Annotated in this window: 15 protein-coding genes; 12 read left to right on the forward strand and 3 right to left on the reverse strand. The window is 61.9% G+C overall.

From position 1 onward, the window contains the following. Positions 1-80 precede the first annotated feature (80 nt). Positions 81-1,331 carry a Tat pathway signal protein gene (locus tag AC3WQS_RS21410; RefSeq protein WP_223257904.1) on the reverse strand — a complete coding sequence of 417 codons (1,251 nt, stop codon included), beginning with the start codon at positions 1,329-1,331 and terminating at the stop codon, positions 81-83. A 2-nt stretch (positions 1,332-1,333) separates the two neighbouring features. Beyond that, positions 1,334-2,662: a lipase family protein gene (locus tag AC3WQS_RS21415; RefSeq protein WP_021331733.1), complete on the reverse strand. Its 1,329-nt coding sequence runs from the start codon at positions 2,660-2,662 to the stop codon at positions 1,334-1,336. A 156-nt stretch (positions 2,663-2,818) separates the two neighbouring features. Between AC3WQS_RS21415 and AC3WQS_RS21420 the strand changes: the two genes are divergently transcribed. The 3 genes from AC3WQS_RS21420 to AC3WQS_RS21430 are packed head-to-tail and all read left to right on the forward strand — an operon-like array spanning position 2,819 to position 6,267. Further along, positions 2,819-3,568 carry a succinate dehydrogenase cytochrome b subunit gene (locus AC3WQS_RS21420; protein WP_031333845.1) on the forward strand — a complete coding sequence of 250 codons (750 nt, stop codon included), beginning with the start codon at positions 2,819-2,821 and terminating at the stop codon, positions 3,566-3,568. Beyond that, positions 3,569-5,521 (forward strand): fumarate reductase/succinate dehydrogenase flavoprotein subunit, encoded by a 1,953-nt coding sequence (locus AC3WQS_RS21425; RefSeq protein WP_492712581.1) that lies wholly within the window; start codon positions 3,569-3,571, stop codon positions 5,519-5,521. Further along, entirely contained in the window at positions 5,518-6,267 is a 750-nt protein-coding gene (locus AC3WQS_RS21430; protein WP_020909463.1) for a succinate dehydrogenase/fumarate reductase iron-sulfur subunit, read from the forward strand. Before AC3WQS_RS21425 ends, AC3WQS_RS21430 begins: the two co-directional genes overlap by 4 nt. Positions 6,268-6,270: 3 nt before the next feature. Here the strand turns inward: AC3WQS_RS21430 and AC3WQS_RS21435 are convergent, their stop codons facing one another. Further along, complete coding sequence (locus AC3WQS_RS21435) at positions 6,271-7,767, reverse strand: anion permease (protein ID WP_492712580.1); 1,497 nt, start codon at positions 7,765-7,767, stop codon at positions 6,271-6,273. Between the two features lie 593 nt (positions 7,768-8,360). Here AC3WQS_RS21435 and AC3WQS_RS21440 point away from each other — a divergent pair. The 9 genes from AC3WQS_RS21440 (at position 8,361) to AC3WQS_RS21480 (ending at position 15,320) form a co-directional block, all read left to right on the forward strand. After that, complete coding sequence (locus tag AC3WQS_RS21440) at positions 8,361-8,912, forward strand: LysM peptidoglycan-binding domain-containing protein (RefSeq protein WP_492712579.1); 552 nt, start codon at positions 8,361-8,363, stop codon at positions 8,910-8,912. Between the two features lie 85 nt (positions 8,913-8,997). Beyond that, entirely contained in the window at positions 8,998-9,732 is a 735-nt protein-coding gene (gene lepB, locus AC3WQS_RS21445; RefSeq protein WP_020909466.1) for a signal peptidase I, read from the forward strand. Between the two features lie 106 nt (positions 9,733-9,838). Further along, complete coding sequence (locus AC3WQS_RS21450; protein WP_020971115.1) at positions 9,839-10,192, forward strand: VOC family protein; 354 nt, start codon at positions 9,839-9,841, stop codon at positions 10,190-10,192. Between the two features lie 54 nt (positions 10,193-10,246). Next, positions 10,247-11,296 carry a saccharopine dehydrogenase family protein gene (locus AC3WQS_RS21455; protein WP_492712578.1) on the forward strand — a complete coding sequence of 350 codons (1,050 nt, stop codon included), beginning with the start codon at positions 10,247-10,249 and terminating at the stop codon, positions 11,294-11,296. Next, a complete protein-coding gene (locus AC3WQS_RS21460) occupies positions 11,293-11,892 on the forward strand; it encodes a TetR/AcrR family transcriptional regulator (RefSeq protein ID WP_492712577.1) in 600 nt (199 codons plus the stop codon). The genes AC3WQS_RS21455 and AC3WQS_RS21460 overlap by 4 nt, the downstream gene beginning before the upstream one ends. A 5-nt stretch (positions 11,893-11,897) precedes the next feature. Next, on the forward strand, positions 11,898-12,524 hold the full coding sequence (locus tag AC3WQS_RS21465) for an SMI1/KNR4 family protein (protein ID WP_492712576.1): 627 nt from the start codon (positions 11,898-11,900) through the stop codon (positions 12,522-12,524). Then, positions 12,521-13,621, forward strand: a complete 1,101-nt coding sequence (gene galT / locus AC3WQS_RS21470; RefSeq protein ID WP_492712575.1) for a galactose-1-phosphate uridylyltransferase — start codon at positions 12,521-12,523, stop codon at positions 13,619-13,621. The genes AC3WQS_RS21465 and galT overlap by 4 nt, the downstream gene beginning before the upstream one ends. Next, the gene (gene galK, locus AC3WQS_RS21475; protein ID WP_492712574.1) at positions 13,621-14,751 is read left to right on the forward strand and encodes a galactokinase; all 1,131 of its coding nucleotides are present in this window, start codon (positions 13,621-13,623) and stop codon (positions 14,749-14,751) included. Before galT ends, galK begins: the two co-directional genes overlap by 1 nt. A gap of 119 nt (positions 14,752-14,870) precedes the next feature. Continuing rightward, entirely contained in the window at positions 14,871-15,320 is a 450-nt protein-coding gene (locus AC3WQS_RS21480) for an RrF2 family transcriptional regulator (RefSeq protein ID WP_003943059.1), read from the forward strand.

The raw sequence follows: 15,320 nt of genomic DNA on the forward strand, positions 1-15,320 counted from the left end.
CCCCCCCCCCCCCCCCCCCCCCCCCCCCCCCCCCCCCCCCCCCCCCCCCCCCCCCCCCCCCCCCCCCCCCACCGCCGAGTTCAGTTGACCGTGATCGCCAGAGTTGCGAGCATGGACCGCAACATGTCCGGCAAGCGAGCGATCATTCTCTGCTCGGTTATCCGAACGGAGACGGGCGCTGCCAGCGTCGCTCGCCACAGTTCCGGTTGATTGTTCATCAGGTTGTTGTAGACCGGGAGCAGCTGACCGTTGATGTAGGTCCAACGACCGTCCCGGTCCGCCCAGTTGAAGTCCGGAAGCGGTGTTTGCACAACGGCATTGCCCACCGCGAACGAGAGCGGGTTCGACTCACGCGGCGGTACGACGCCAGGCATGGACGGTGATGCGGCGAAGGTGGTCAGGTAGGTCAACGAGCGACCGACGCTGCCGCGGTAGGCCTTCGCCTCGTCCCACTGATCACCCACCGACTGGTACTGCTCACGGCGCAGCAGACGCACATTGCCGTCGAAGACCGACTCCGGTGTCCCCGAAGCAATGTTGTCCCACGCGATACGGGCGTTCTCGTCGAGCAGCCCTGCCCGATCGAGCTCGGCGATGCCGTCGACACCGTCGTGAACCCACGCCATGTGCATGGGAATCAGATCCGAGAAGATGTGTTTGCTCATCGCAATCACTTTCCCCTGGAACCACATCACGTCCTCGGGGCGGATGTCGTGGCCGACCTGGAGCAGCGCCGCAACGTCCTCGGGTGCTCCCATCGACGTTGCGACCGGCGACCCGATGCGGTCGATCTCTCGCCACACCAGTGCCATCGCTTCGCTGATCGCTTGGACTTCCAGCACAACCCGCCCGTAGTCCAAGTCGAGGAGTCCACCGGCAAAAGCGGGCCCGACCATTCCGCCCATGCCTGCCCACTGCAGTTCATGATGCTCGAGCTGCAGTCGCTCGTAGAACTGGAAGGTGTTGGTGAGGTTTCCGAGATTCGCGTGCACACCGTCGAACGGAGTCCACGAAGCGAGATCGATACCTGCCGACTCCGTCCCGACTGCGAGCCAGTACTGCTTGAGCAGTGTCTGATAGCGGTGCGGAGCCACTCCCGATGCTCGGGCGGTATCGACCAAACTCCGCAGCGTCGCGGAATCCGACGGCAGTGAAGGATTCAGACCCCCCGCGGCTTCGGCGTTTGCGTTCACCGCTTCCAGGTCGAGGTACCTGTCGAGTTCACCAGTACCCGCGGACGCCCGGCCTCCCAGTACGACCGCACCGCCGATGCCTGCCGAAGCGACGAGAACTGTGCGCGCGAAATCCCTGCGTGTCAAAGACTTCCGCATACTCATTTCCCTTCGGCTTCGTCGAACGTCTTCGCCAGCCAGGCGATGTCCTGCATACCCAGCTGATCGGTCACCGTCTTGTACAGGTTGGTCACGTAATCGAGCGGCCCGCACTGCGACGGGAGCAGGTCCACGTCGCCGCCGTCTGCTCGATATGTCTGCGCCAATTGCTCTGCCTCACTGAAGGGAACGAGGAAGTCGTCCTCACAGGAAGAAATCAGAAGCTTCGAGGCCGGCGCCTGCTTTCCCAACGTGTTGTCCGCGTACGCCGCGGCCAGTGCCGGGATCGTTCGGGGCGCCGGGTTGGTGAGCAGGACGTCGAAGGGAACGAACGGGAGTCCGAGGTAGAGCGCCTGGCAGGACGCGCGGAATGCTGCGGCGACGTTGTGACCGATCGGAGTGAGATGATCGTCGAGCCGAACGTCGGGGTAGCCCGCGTCGAATCCGAGAATGCTCGAGAAGACGAAGCCGGAACCGATCCCACCGGCCGCCGTCTCCTCGAATGTTGCCGGGTCGATCATCATCGCCTGGATGGCGCTGGCCTGTACGTTCAGTTCCGGCGCGTAGTCATGCGCCTGTTCTGCGGCAAAGCCCGCTGCGACACCGCCGCCGGCGACACCGTAGATGCCGACAGGGGTGTCTGATTCGAGACCGGCCTCCGGAAGCGCGAGTGCTGCCCGAACGCCGTCGAGCGTTGCCTTGCCCGAGAACTGTCCGATCGAGAACGGATGGGGAGCAGTGTCGCCGTCGTTGCCGACGTCGCTCATCATCACTGCCCAGCCGTGACCGAACATCTGGGCCACCGGGCCGAGAGCCGAGAACATCGCCGGGTCGCTCTGATTGCCGCCGGTCCACTGGTGACTTGGTGCGCAGTTCGCCCCCAGGCTGTCGTTCGCTTCGGCATATCCGATGATCTTGCGATCGCCTGGCGCAGTTCCGTCCTCGGGGATCATCAGAATTCCGGTACTGATCACCTGGCGACCGAAGTGATCAGTGGTTGTGTACATGAGTTGGTGAGCCGAGACCACGTCCGGGCGGACCTGGTAGACCTGAACACTGACCTGACGCGCTTTGAGAAGAGTTCCGGGGGCGGTGCCGGGCTCGATTTCGGGCTCGTCGAACCACGGATCGTCGGACGAGAGTCCGAGTGGCGTCAATTCGGTAGAGATATCAGCGCCTTGAAGTGCCTTCACGACCAACGGGTTGAACACGTCGGCCAGGTCGACGGTCTCCTGCGCACCAGCCGGCGACCCCACCGCAAACAAGGCCACTGCCAGGGCCGATGCCGTTCCGGCGCGCCATGACCACCGTCGCCACGTCGAGTCAAACATCGTTCACAGGTTCCTTACTTTCGGGTAATGAGCACCCCTACACTCCCATTCACCTGCATTAACAGACAAGTCGGGCACCGATCCGTTGGCCGAAAACCTCGATCGGGCTTAGGCTGACGGCACCTGTCCGGCAAGTCTGGCGTGGGAGGTTTGTCTGTGAGTGCTCCGACCCGTGTATCGCGAGCTACCGGCGATTCACCTCGCGCTCGACCGCGGCCGTCCAATATCACGTGCAAAATTCTGATGGCCGTGACGGGACTGATCTTCGCCGCTTTCGTGCTCGTCCACATGATCGGAAACCTGAAGGTCTACACCGGGGCCGATCACTTCGACGACTACGCACACTGGCTTCGCACAGTCTTCGAACCGTTCCTGCCATACGAGGGACTTCTGTGGATTCTTCGCATCGTCTTGCTCGCGTCATTGGTCGCACACGTCTGGTGCGCCTGGTTGCTCACCGTCCGTGGCCGCCGAGCTCGAGGGAAGTTTCGACGTAAAAGCTTGGGAATCAAGTCCTTTACCGCGCGCACAATGCCCGTCACCGGAGCAGTGCTGCTGCTGTTCGTCATCTTCCACATACTCGACCTCACGACCGGAACCCGACCCATCGGCAGCGCCGAGTACGAAGCAGCCACGCGCACGCAGAGTTACGCATACGACAACCTGATCGCCAGCTTCGAGCGTCCACTGGTGGCGTCGTTCTACATCGTCGCGATGGCTCTGCTGGCAATGCATCTCGCGCACGGACTCTGGAGTGCGGTCAACGATCTCGGCGTGACCGGCCAACGGCTGCGCCAGATTGCCGTTGCACTCTCCGGAATCTTTGCGCTCGTCGTGATGGTCGGAAACATGTCGATCCCCATCGCGGTGATGACCGGCGTCATCTCGAAGACAGGAGCGTCATAAGTGAACAGCTTCGAACTCGACAATCTGCGCAGCATCGGGACGCCGGTGGACGGTAAGGTCCCAGCCGGCGATCCGGAGACAGCCTGGCCCACTCGCAAACTCGACTACAAGCTCGTCAGCCCGCTCAACCGGCGCAAGTTCACGGTCATCGTCGTCGGTACCGGACTCGCCGGCGCGGCCTGCGCCGCCTCACTTGGTGAACTGGGCTACCACGTCGAATCCTTCACCTTCCACGATGCACCGCGCCGTGCACACAGCGTCGCCGCGCAGGGCGGCATCAACGCCGCTCGTGCCCGAAAGGTGGACAACGACAGTCTCGCCCGCTTCGTGAAGGACACCGTCAAGGGCGGCGATTTCCGCGGCCGCGAGGCCGACTGCTTCCGACTCGCAGAGGAATCCGTACGCGTCATCGATCACATGAATGCCATCGGAGCACCGTTCGCCCGTGAGTACGGCGGCACTCTCGCCACCCGATCCTTCGGCGGCGTACAGGTGTCGCGCACGTACTACACGCGCGGGCAGACAGGCCAGCAGCTGCAGATAGCGTCGTCGCAGGCACTGCAACGTCAGATCGCAGCCGGAACGGTCAACCTCCACACCCGAACCGAGATGCTCGATCTCATCGTTTCGGACGGCCGAGCACAAGGGATAGTCACACGCGATCTCGTGACCGGTGAGATCGGCGCCACCACAGGCCATGCCGTCGTACTGGCCTCCGGTGGGTACGGCACCGTGTTCCACAAGTCCACACTTGCGAAGAACTCCAACGCCACCGCCGCATGGCGAGCGCACCGACGCGGCGCGCTGATTGCCTCACCCTCGTTCATCCAATTCCATCCGACGGCACTTCCCGTCAACTCCGAGTGGCAGTCGAAAACCATTCTGATGAGCGAATCACTACGCAACGACGGCCGGATCTGGGTACCGGCCAAGCCCGGAGACGATCGCGAACCCGGCGACATTCCCGAAAATGAGCGCGACTACTACCTCGAGCGCAAATATCCGGCGTTCGGGAACCTCTCTCCCCGCGACGTCTCTTCACGGGCCGCCCGCGAGCAAATCGACTCCGGTCACGGCGTCGGCCCTCTGAAAAACAGTGTGTACCTGGATTTCCGCGACGCATTGGCACGGCTCGGCCGCAAGACCATCGAGGAGCGGTACGGAAATCTGTTCTCGATGTATCGCGATGCCACCAGCGAAGACCCCTATACGGTGCCGATGCGCATCGCCCCCGGAGCCCACTTCACCATGGGAGGACTGTGGAACGACTACGACCAGATGACTTCCATCCCCGGCTTGTTCGTCGGCGGTGAGGCAGGGTGGGGATATCACGGGGCCAACCGCCTCGGCGCCAATTCGTTGCTCTCGGCATGCGTTGACGGCTGGTTCACCCTCCCGTACGCGATTCCGAATTATCTTGCGCCGCTACTCGGATCAGCACCTCTTGAGCTTTCCGATCCCGCAGTGACGTCGACGCTCAGTGACGTGAGCGGTCGGGTGGACCTGCTGCTCTCGGTCGGCGGAACACATGGCCCCGACAGGTTTCATCGACAACTGGGCGAGATCCTCTATGCGGGTTGCGGTGTCACCCGAACGGCCGAAGGCTTGACCAAGGCCATCTCCGAAATCCGAGCATTACGAGGCGATTTCTGGTCGAACCTACGAGTCGCCGGCAGCGGAAACCAGTTCAACCAGGAGCTGGAAAGGGCCGGCAGGGTAGCCGATTTCCTCGAACTCGCCGAACTGATGTGCGTCGATGCTCTCGATCGTGACGAGTCCTGTGGAGCGCACTTTCGGGCCGAACATCAAACTCCCGACGGCGAAGCACAGCGAAACGATAAGGACTGGTGCTTCGTCTCCGCGTGGGAAACCGCCAAGGACGGCAGACACATTCGACACGACGAGCCGTTGTCCTTCACCGCTGTTCCACTGCAGACGAGGAACTACGTATGAAAATCACCGTGGACGTGTGGCGCCAATCCGGACCGGACTCGTCCGGTGCATTCGACACCTACCAAGTAAACGACGCGACAGTGGAGATGTCACTGCTGGAACTTCTCGACCGACTCAACGACCAACTCGTGGAGAGCGGTAACGAACCCATCGCCTTCGATTCCGACTGCCGAGAAGGGATCTGTGGGTCCTGCGGCATCACGGTCGACGACGTTCCCCATGGGCCGGTTGCGAACACTCCCACGTGCCGTCAGCACCTGCGCAGCTTCTCCGACGGTGACCGAATCAAACTGGAACCGTTCCGCTCCGCCGCTTTTCCGGTGGTCCGCGACCTCGTGGTCGATCGTTCGGCTCTCGACCGGGTCCTCGAAGCCGGTGGCTATGTATCGGTCAATGCGGGAACTGCACCGGACGCAGACAGCCAGCCGCTCTCGCATCAAAGTGCCGAAGCTGCACTGGACTTCGCCGCGTGCATAGGCTGCGGCGCTTGCGTGGCAGCCTGCCCCAACGGTGCCGCGCACCTCTTCACCGGTTCCAAACTGACCCACCTGTCCCTCGTCACGCAGGGCCGCAACGAACGTGGCAAGCGGGCCCGAGCGATGTCGCACCAGATGGAGGCCGATTTCGGGCCGTGCTCGACCTACGGTGAATGTGCAGAGGTGTGTCCCGCGGAGATACCGCTGACCGCGATTGCCGCTGTCAACAAGGAATCGATGCGATTCGGATTGCGGCGCAAGGACAACTGATCGTCACCAGGCGCCGATCAGCTTCATCCACGCGCCGCCGATGATCGTCCAGATCAGGATGATCACGACGCTCATCACGAAACCGATTCGGAACCATTCCGAGGTCTTGATGTATCCGGAACCGTAAATCACTCCGGCCGGACCGGACGCGTAGTGCGAGATACCGCCGAACAGGCTGCCGATGAAGCCGAATACCAGGGCTGAGAACAGCGGCGGTGCACCGGTTGCCACCGCCGCGCCGAGAAACACCGCGTACATCGCGACGATCTGCGCGGTGTTCGACGCAAACAGATAGTGCGCGTAGAAGTACACCAAGGTCAGGATCGCAAAAGCCCAGATCCACGGCAAACCGTCGACACTCGAGGAGACCTGGGTTCCGATCCACGAGATCACGCCGAGTTCTTCGAGATGGCTTGCCATGCCGACCAGAACGGCAAAGAACACGAGCGTCTGCCACGCCCCGGTGTCGTGCACCAGGTTGTTCCACGTCAGCACCTTGGTCACCAACAGGATGCCGATTCCGACAAATGCTGTTGTAGTGGCATTGACGTTGAGCTGCGAGCCCAGGCACCAGAGCACCAGCAGCAGAACGAAGGTGGCGGCCATGATCTTCTCGTTGCGGCTGATCGGGCCTGCCTTGCGCAGTTCCTCCCTGGCTTGCTCGGGCGCTTTCGGAGTCTTCAACATCGTGGGCGGGAAGATCTTCGACATCACCCACGGGATCGCGATGAGACTCGCAATTCCCGGAACCGATGCTGCCAGCGCCCATTTGCCCCACGAGATGTCGATGCCGATCTTGGCAGCCGCATCGACGGCGACGGGGTTACCCGCCATGGCGGTGATGAACATCGCGGAGGTCACGACGTTGACTTGCAGCGACGTGAGCAGCAGATATGCTCCGAGCTTCTTGCGAGAGTCCTCGGGCTCGGGATTGGAGTCCTCCAACTTGCTCAGTGAGACGATGATCGGATAGACGACGCCACCGGCGCGGGCCGTGTTCGACGGTGTCGCCGGAGCAAGTATCAAGTCCGTCAACGCCATTCCGTACGACAATCCGAGGCTCGACTTGCCGAGTTTGGTCACGAACATGAGTGCAACCCGTTTGCCGAGCCCAGTGACCAGAAAGCCCTCGGCGATGAAGAACGACGCGACGATCAGCCAGATCGTGGTGTTACTGAAGCCGGACAACGCTTCTGTCGGCGTCTCCGTCTGGGTGATCATGGCGATCGACAGGCCCACCAGCGCCACCGAACCCGTCGGCAGTGGTTGCAAAATCAACGCCACGATGGTGCCGACGAAGATTCCGAGCATGTGCATGCCCTTGGGGTCCACACCGTCCGGAACCGGCATGAAATAGATGATCAAGCCGAGGATGACGGGCACCGCAGCCGGGTAGTACCGCCGCAGCACGGATTGTTTCGGTGACTCCGTCGGCGGCGTCTTTGCCGGCGGTGTCGTTCCAGCGCGAGACTCGGTGCTTTCGGATTTGGCCTCGGACATGTACATCTCCTCGACTTCTCGCCCCAGGTGATCGCCCCAGATCATTGTCCCCCAAACGTCCGGTTTTCGTGCGGTCAATCGAAGGTCGAGAGAATGCCCTCCTGCGGTATCCGATTCTCTGGATTCCGCAGGAGGGCTCATCCCGGGGCGCAGACAGCGGCCCGGGGCGCGACACATCTCCCTCATAAGGGTGCGCCAATCGATCAACAGGAGGCGCCGGCGTGCCGCAAGCTTGAATCTCGAAGAGATCCTGTTTCGGTGTTGTTTCAGCATGCCAATCGGTGCTCGTCTGCACATGGGTCGAATGGCCTGTTCAACTACCTGTTTCCGCTCAGCACCGAGTACACCGACGTTTTGTATCGGTCCGCAAAACAGGTATGTAACCGGGTAATTGAGCCGTTGTCGGCAAGCGTGTGAGACCGCGAATCTAGTCACGCCTCCGAACTGCAATCTGGAGACGAGACCTTCACAGTCCGTCCACCTCAATCACATTTCAGCACTGACGATTTCGTCTACCGCGATATGCAGCAGAACACTCGAGCCGCACGCCGAGCCGAGATCGCTGTCCCGCCAGACCGATCAAGGAAAATATCATGGGAAACCACCGGAAAAACAAACGTTCTCACACCAAACGATTCGTCACGATAGCCGCAGGAGCAGGCGTTCTGACAATTGGCGGCGCAATCGTCAACACCGGCGTAGCCAGTGCGCACGACTGGTCGCAGGTGGCCATGTGCGAGAGTTCCGGCGACTGGAACATCAACACCGGCAACGGCTTCTACGGCGGACTTCAATTCACGCAGTCGACGTGGGATGCATACAAACCGGCAGGTGCACCGACTCGCGCCGACTTGGCGTCGACAGCCGATCAAGTCGCGGCCGCGGAAGCAACCCTCTCAGCTCAAGGCATCGGCGCGTGGCCGGTATGCGGCGCTTACCTAGGTTGGGGCGGCACCACCCCTGATTCGACAACCTCGGCTCGATCGTCGGTAGGTTCAGCGGGCGACACGGTGACAGTCTCCGAGGGCGATGCGTTGTTCAACCTTGCTGCTGCGAAAGGTATTCGTTGGCAGGATGTTTGGGTCATGAATGCGTGGATCGCCGATCCCGACCAGATCCGTGTGGGTGATGTGATCCGATTCTGAAGCAAATCGGCCGACAAAGTAGACCCTCGAATCGAGAACGTCGGTATCGGGCCGCCGACTGGTTGCGCCATCTATCGTCGGGAATGTGACGGAATCCGACGCCCACGAGGACTCGACTGAATCGACGACGGCTGATCACCCGAGAAAACGTCCACTGTGGCGTGAGATTCTCATCCTCGTTGTCGTCGCACTTGTCCTGAGTGTTGTCATCCAGAACTTCGTCGGACGCATATTTCTGATCCCGTCCGAGTCCATGGAACCGACGCTTCACGGATGCACCGGCTGCACGGGAGACAAGATTTTCGTCGACAGAATCAGCTATAGATTCGGGGATCCACAGCCTGGGGATGTGGTCGTGTTCAAGGGACCCGAATCCTGGAACGACGAGTATCAATCCATTCGGTCGGACAACTCCGTGGTCCGGGCACTTCAAGGACTCGGATCCATCGTCGGTTTGGTCCCGCCGGACGAGAACGATCTCGTGAAGCGGGTAATCGCGGTCGGTGGGCAAACCGTGCAGTGCCTGTCCGAGGAAGAGGGGCTTCGAGTGAACGACAAGCCGCTGACCGAGCCGTACATCGACAATCGCATTCCGGGCAACGGTACCTCTTGTCAAGGAAGGTATTTCGGGCCGGTCACGGTTCCCGACGGGAACCTGTGGGTGATGGGCGACAACCGCGCCCATTCGAAGGATTCACGTTTCCATCTCGATGACGAACGCAGCGGAACGGTGCCGATCGACAATGTCATCGGCAAGGTTCAATTGATCGTCCTTCCCTTCTCCCGGTGGGGCACCGTGGGCTCGTTCGATCCGCAGTGACAGATCGAATCAGCTAGTTAGCCCGCATCTTCGGACGGCACAGTCGACATGACTCCGCTTTCGGACGATCATCGAGCACATCTGTTGCCGAGGGTAGGAGAACCACATGCGTGCACGACGCATCACCGCCAATCTCAAAGTCGCCGATGTCGGAGCCGCCAAGAGTTTCTACTCCGACTATCTCGGCCTGAGCACCGAAGAGTTCAACATGGGGTGGGTCGCTCGCTACACCTCTCCCGACACCGGCGCGAACGTACAACTCGTCACGCACGACGCCACTGCAGCCGAGGACTCGGTCATCTCCGTCCACACGGACGACGTCGACGGCGCCTACGAAGAGGCCCGAAGGCTCGGCTACGAAATCGTGCACCCCATTACGACCGAAGAGTGGGGTGTTCGCCGATTCCTCGTCCGGGCACCCGACGGCAACGTCGTCAACATCGTGCGACACCGGGACTGAGCACTGGAAAGACTCCATTCGACGTTTTAGGTCATTTGACCTAGAGTTGAGTGCATGACCGATTCATTGCAGTATTCAGCCGACGGCCCGATCCTCGTGGCAGGCGGATACGGAACCGTAGGCAGCGCCCTGACCGCCTTGCTCGCCCCCGACTTCCCACTACTCCTCACCGGACGCACCCCCGAGCGCGGCAACGAACTGGCCAGCCGTCACGGCGCTTCCGTCCGCCGCTGGGACCTCCTCGACCCGACGCCCTTCGACGCGTCCGTACGCGCGGTCGTGTCGACGGTCAACGATCCCCACGATCGTGTTCTGTCCGCCGCCGTCGAGGCCGGAATTCCCTACGTGGACATCACCCGCTGGACAACCCGCGTCGCTCGCGCCGCCACTCTGGCGGGTCAGAAGTCGCCGAGCGCACCGGTGTACCTGTCGTCTGGATGGATGGGCGGAGTCACCAATATCGTCGCCGCAGCGCTGGCCGAGGAACTGGGTGGCGCGAGCACGATCGACGTCTCGATTCGCTACGACGTCAACGACATTGCCGGGCTCGACTCCGTCGACTTCATTGATCGCCTCGGCCAGGATTTCGAGGTGATGCAGCAAGGAAACCCGATCACCGTCAGCCCGTTGACGGATACACGCTGGGTCGACTTCCCCGGATCGCGCACCAAGGTCGGAAGAATCGACACTCCGGAACAATTCACGTTCCCCATGACCCTGGGCGCCGAAACTGCCAGCACTCGAATAGGTTTCAGTTCGCATGCATCCACAACTGCGCTGCTCGCCGCCAAGAAGGTGGGTCTGTTCCGTTGGGGTCGCGGCGACCGCTTCACACCGCTACGACGCGGACTCCTGTACTCGCCTGGCAAGGGCGGGAGTGCGCAAGTACGCATCGACGTCACCGGCCCAGGCGGCACGACAAGCGCAACAATCGTCGACCCGCAGGGCCAAGCTCACCTCACCGCGGTGGGCGGCGCACTTGCCGTCAGACAAGCCTTGGCCGACGATGCCCAGCCTGGAGTCGCTTTCCCCGAGTCGCTTCCGAACCCGCGCCGCACCGTCTCCGAGTTGGAGAGCTTCGGGGTGGCAGTATTGCGGGCATGACCCCCTCCAAGGGCGCCGCCCGCGCGGAAGCACTTCTCGACGCAGCAGAACAGGTCCTCGCCACACAGGGCAATGCCAACTCGGCGATGCGCGATTTCGCAGCCGCAGCCGGAGTGCGGGTGGGGCACCTGCAGCACTACTACCCCACCCGTGCAGATCTCATCCGCGCAGTCATGTCACGGGCATTGACCCGCTCACTGGATCGCCTTGCCGTCGTCACGGATACTGATCAGAGTCTTTCCCGTGAGGAATCCGAACACTTCATCGGCGTCCTGCTCGGAGAACAGGACGACCAGGCCACGGTGCGTCTGTACGTCGAAGTATGGGCCATTGCGGCGGCGGACCAAGAAGTGGCGGTCGTGGTTCGAGACTTCTACGCGCAGTACATCGCACACGTAGAGCGCGCTGTTGCGTGTGCACAACCGGATCTGGATGCGGCGGACCTGGGCGCGGCAGCGCAGACCATCGTGAGCCTGCTCGAGGGTTCCGCAATTCTCCGATCGGGAATCACCGGCCGAAAGTCCGAGGCTTCGGACCGAAAGCTCGTGAACACACTGCAGTACCTGATTCACGGGTCCTACTCGGACGTATCGTAAAGCCCATGAGCGTTGCAAACGAATGGATCCGAATCGAAGCGTGGTGCCGTACACACGCACCGGTGACGGCTGCAGCGTTTCAGCCAGGGCTCGGTGACGCCGTTATCGAGGAATTCGAAGCGTCGACCGGCGTCACGTGGCCCCAGGAACTTCGCGAGCTGTATCGGGTGCACAACGGCAGCCTGACCCACGACGACCGGACCGGGCTCTTTCTCGGCAGCGTGCTTCCCGACAAGTTCTTCTACCCCATCGACGTCGCAACCGAAGTTCGACTCACTCTGCTCGAAACGTGGGACGAGACGATCTACGAGAATCCGGACCTCTACGCCGAGGACGAGATGGATCGACACGATCAACGCGACGCAGGCACTGCCGCAACCATGTTCATCCCCTCGTTCCTTCCCTTTGCCGGACTGGACGAGTACCACTACTTCGTGGACACACGAAACGGCGCACTCCATCATTGTGTGACCGAGTATGCGTCGGACGCCACTGACAACGGCGGTCCGATCTGGGCGTCCATCTCGGTCATGTTGGGCGCCCATGCCGCAGCGTTGGAAACAGGATCCACGATCGGAGTGTGGAAACCCGTTGTCAGCAAGGGTGTTCTGGAATGGGAAGTCGACGCATGACACCCAAGCAGGATCCGACCCGTCGTACCCTCGCCGACGGGCGTCAGATCTTCTACTTCGACGATGCCGGCCGTACCCGCGCCCACTCTGCGCGAGATTCCCGCGAATTGCCGGCTCTCGACCACTCGTCTCGGATGAGGTTCGACGTTCTCACCGGGGAGTGGATCACCATGGCTTCGCATCGCATGACACGGACACATCTCCCCTCCGCCGCCGAATGCCCGTTGTGCCCGACCAACGAAACACGCACGCCCACAGAGATACCCGACGGAGACTACGACGTCGCGGTGTTCGAGAATCGGTTTCCGAGCTTTGCAGCGGCACCCGAGGAAGCCATTGACAGTCCGGGAGACGGTGTGGGCGATCGCCCAGCTGTCGGCCACTGCGAAGTGATGTGTTTCTCGAGCGATCACACGGCGTCCGTCGCCGAGCTTCCACTCGAACGCATGCGTACGATTGTGGGTGCATGGATTTCTCGGACCGAAGAGTTGTCGGCGGATCCGGTTGTGGAACAGGTGTTCTGCTTCGAGAACCGCGGCGAAGAAATCGGGGTGACACTCACCCATCCACACGGACAGATCTACGCATACCCGTATGTCACGTCACGCACCCGATCGATGTTGACGCAGGCGGACAAACACTTCGAGCGCACCGGTCGCTCACTGCTCGCCGATGTTCTGGCGTTCGAGCGCGAGGACGGGACCCGGTTGATCTACGACGGCGATCACTGGAGCGCCTACGTCCCGACCGCCGCACGATGGCCCATCGAGATTCACCTGGCACCGCACCGAGACGTCCCGGACCTTCCCTCGTTGAACGACCAAGAGCGCGAAGAGCTTGCGGTCGCTTACCAAGATCTCCTGCGCCGTATCGATCGCTTCTATCCGGGCGTCGATCGGGTACCGTACATCGCGGCCTGGCACCAAGCTCCCGTCCGCATCGACCGACCTCTGGGTCGACTGCATCTTCAGCTGTTCTCGATCTTGCGCGCACCAGGCAAGCTCAAATACCTCGCCGGGTCCGAGTCCGCCATGGGCGCCTGGGTGAACGACACCATTCCCGAGGCAGTCGCGGCCCGCCTACGGGAGTTGAAATAGTGGATACCGTCTCGAAACCATCTGTGCTCCAACAGTTTCACGACAACCATGGCTATCCGGCAACCGGAGCCTGGGCGGCACCCGGTCGAGTCAACCTGATCGGTGAACACACGGACTACAACGGTGGATTGTGCCTACCGGTCGCTCTCGAGCAGCGAACGCTGGTTGCCGTCGCACTGCGCAGCGACGGGGTCGTCCGCGTGCACAGTCGGCAATCCGACGAGACATACACCGGGCCCCTCGGCGACATCGCAGCAGGATGGGCCGCCTACCCCACAGCCGTTCTGTGGTCTCTTGCGCGCCGAGGCCTCCCGCTCGGAGGAATCGATCTGGCAGTCGACTCGTCGGTACCGGTCGGGGCCGGGCTGTCGAGTTCCGCTGCCCTCACCTGTTCGGTTGCGTTGGCCGTCAATGAACTTCACGATTCACCATTCACCCGCGATGAGCTGGTACAGATATGCATCCGGGCGGAGAACGACGGCGTCGGCGCACCGACCGGCGGGATGGATCAATCCATTGCCCTCTTTGCCCGACCCTCGACTGCGCTCCTGTTGGACTGCCTGGACGGATCCACCGAACCCATCCCTTTCGAACTCCACGGTGCGGGGTACGAACTGATCGTCATCGACACTCGGGTCAAACACTCGCTCGCAGACGGACAGTACGGGTTGCGACGCTCTCAATGCGTCGATGCAGCAGCAGCTATCGGCGTCGGCAGCTTGCGAGAGGCTACTGCAGACCAAGCCGAGACAGTGCGAGACCCGATCCTCCGGGCGCGGGCACGGCACGTCGTGACCGAGATCGAACGGACACGGAAGACCGCAGAGCTTCTGCGCAGCAACAGATTCAGCGACGTCGGCGAGCTGTTCGACAACTCCCACGCGTCGTTGCGCGACGACTTCGAGGTCTCGTGTGAAGAACTCGACGTCGCCGTTGCCGCAGCACGACGCGGCGGCGCGATCGGTGCGCGGATGACCGGCGGCGGATTCGGAGGTTCGGCCATCGCATTGGTTCCGGAAGGAAGTCATGCGGAGGTCATCGCGTCGGTGAGCCGCGACTTTGCGGCGCGGGGTTGGCGAGCACCCCACTTTCTCGACGTCGTTGCCGGGGGTTCGGCCGCCCGCCTCTGAGCGAACGGCACGTTCAGCGCACTGGAGGCGCCGAACGTACCGTTCGCCCTGGTTGGGACCCCTCGAGATCCCCCTCACATAAATAGTCATCTCAGATGCGAATTATGTAGGTTCAGATCATGCAACTGACGCAGTTCACCGATCTGGGATTGCGCGTCGTCATGCGGTTGGCCGTACTCGACGCGGATGCCTCCCCCAGTACCCGGGATGTTGCGCAGCAGCTCAACGTGTCGTACTCCCATGCCACCAAGGTGGTTACACGGCTCGGTGAGCTTGGCATCGTCACAACCAGGCGTGGTCGCGGCGGTGGGCTTTCCATCACCGAACTCGGCCGCACCGCCACCATCGGCTGGCTGGCCAGACGCCTCGAAGGCCCGGGTGAAGTCGTCGACTGCGAAGGCGACAAACCGTGCCCACTTCGCGGCGGCTGCCTCCTTCGGAGCGCTTTGCGCGAAGCACAGGAAGCGTTTTTCGTTTCACTCGACGCGGTCACGATCGAAGACGTCATCCGGCAGCCGTCCAAAACTGTCCTGCTACGCCTCACCACCCGGAGCGACGAAGCAGGCTGA

Source organism: Rhodococcus sp. FW305-130, from assembly GCF_058788335.1.

What these genes read in the sequence shown, in the direction of transcription:
- AC3WQS_RS21410 (WP_223257904.1), bottom strand. Translation starts at nt 1,331, where the DNA reads ATGCGGAAGTCTTTGACACGCAGGGATTTCGCGCGCACAGTTCTCGTC.
- AC3WQS_RS21415 (WP_021331733.1), bottom strand. Translation starts at nt 2,662, where the DNA reads ATGTTTGACTCGACGTGGCGACGGTGGTCATGGCGCGCCGGAACGGCA.
- AC3WQS_RS21430 (WP_020909463.1), top strand. Translation starts at nt 5,518, where the DNA reads ATGAAAATCACCGTGGACGTGTGGCGCCAATCCGGACCGGACTCGTCC.
- AC3WQS_RS21435 (WP_492712580.1), bottom strand. Translation starts at nt 7,767, where the DNA reads ATGTCCGAGGCCAAATCCGAAAGCACCGAGTCTCGCGCTGGAACGACA.
- AC3WQS_RS21440 (WP_492712579.1), top strand. Translation starts at nt 8,361, where the DNA reads ATGGGAAACCACCGGAAAAACAAACGTTCTCACACCAAACGATTCGTC.
- AC3WQS_RS21450 (WP_020971115.1), top strand. Translation starts at nt 9,839, where the DNA reads ATGCGTGCACGACGCATCACCGCCAATCTCAAAGTCGCCGATGTCGGA.
- AC3WQS_RS21455 (WP_492712578.1), top strand. Translation starts at nt 10,247, where the DNA reads ATGACCGATTCATTGCAGTATTCAGCCGACGGCCCGATCCTCGTGGCA.
- AC3WQS_RS21460 (WP_492712577.1), top strand. Translation starts at nt 11,293, where the DNA reads ATGACCCCCTCCAAGGGCGCCGCCCGCGCGGAAGCACTTCTCGACGCA.
- AC3WQS_RS21465 (WP_492712576.1), top strand. Translation starts at nt 11,898, where the DNA reads ATGAGCGTTGCAAACGAATGGATCCGAATCGAAGCGTGGTGCCGTACA.
- galT (WP_492712575.1), top strand. Translation starts at nt 12,521, where the DNA reads ATGACACCCAAGCAGGATCCGACCCGTCGTACCCTCGCCGACGGGCGT.
- AC3WQS_RS21480 (WP_003943059.1), top strand. Translation starts at nt 14,871, where the DNA reads ATGCAACTGACGCAGTTCACCGATCTGGGATTGCGCGTCGTCATGCGG.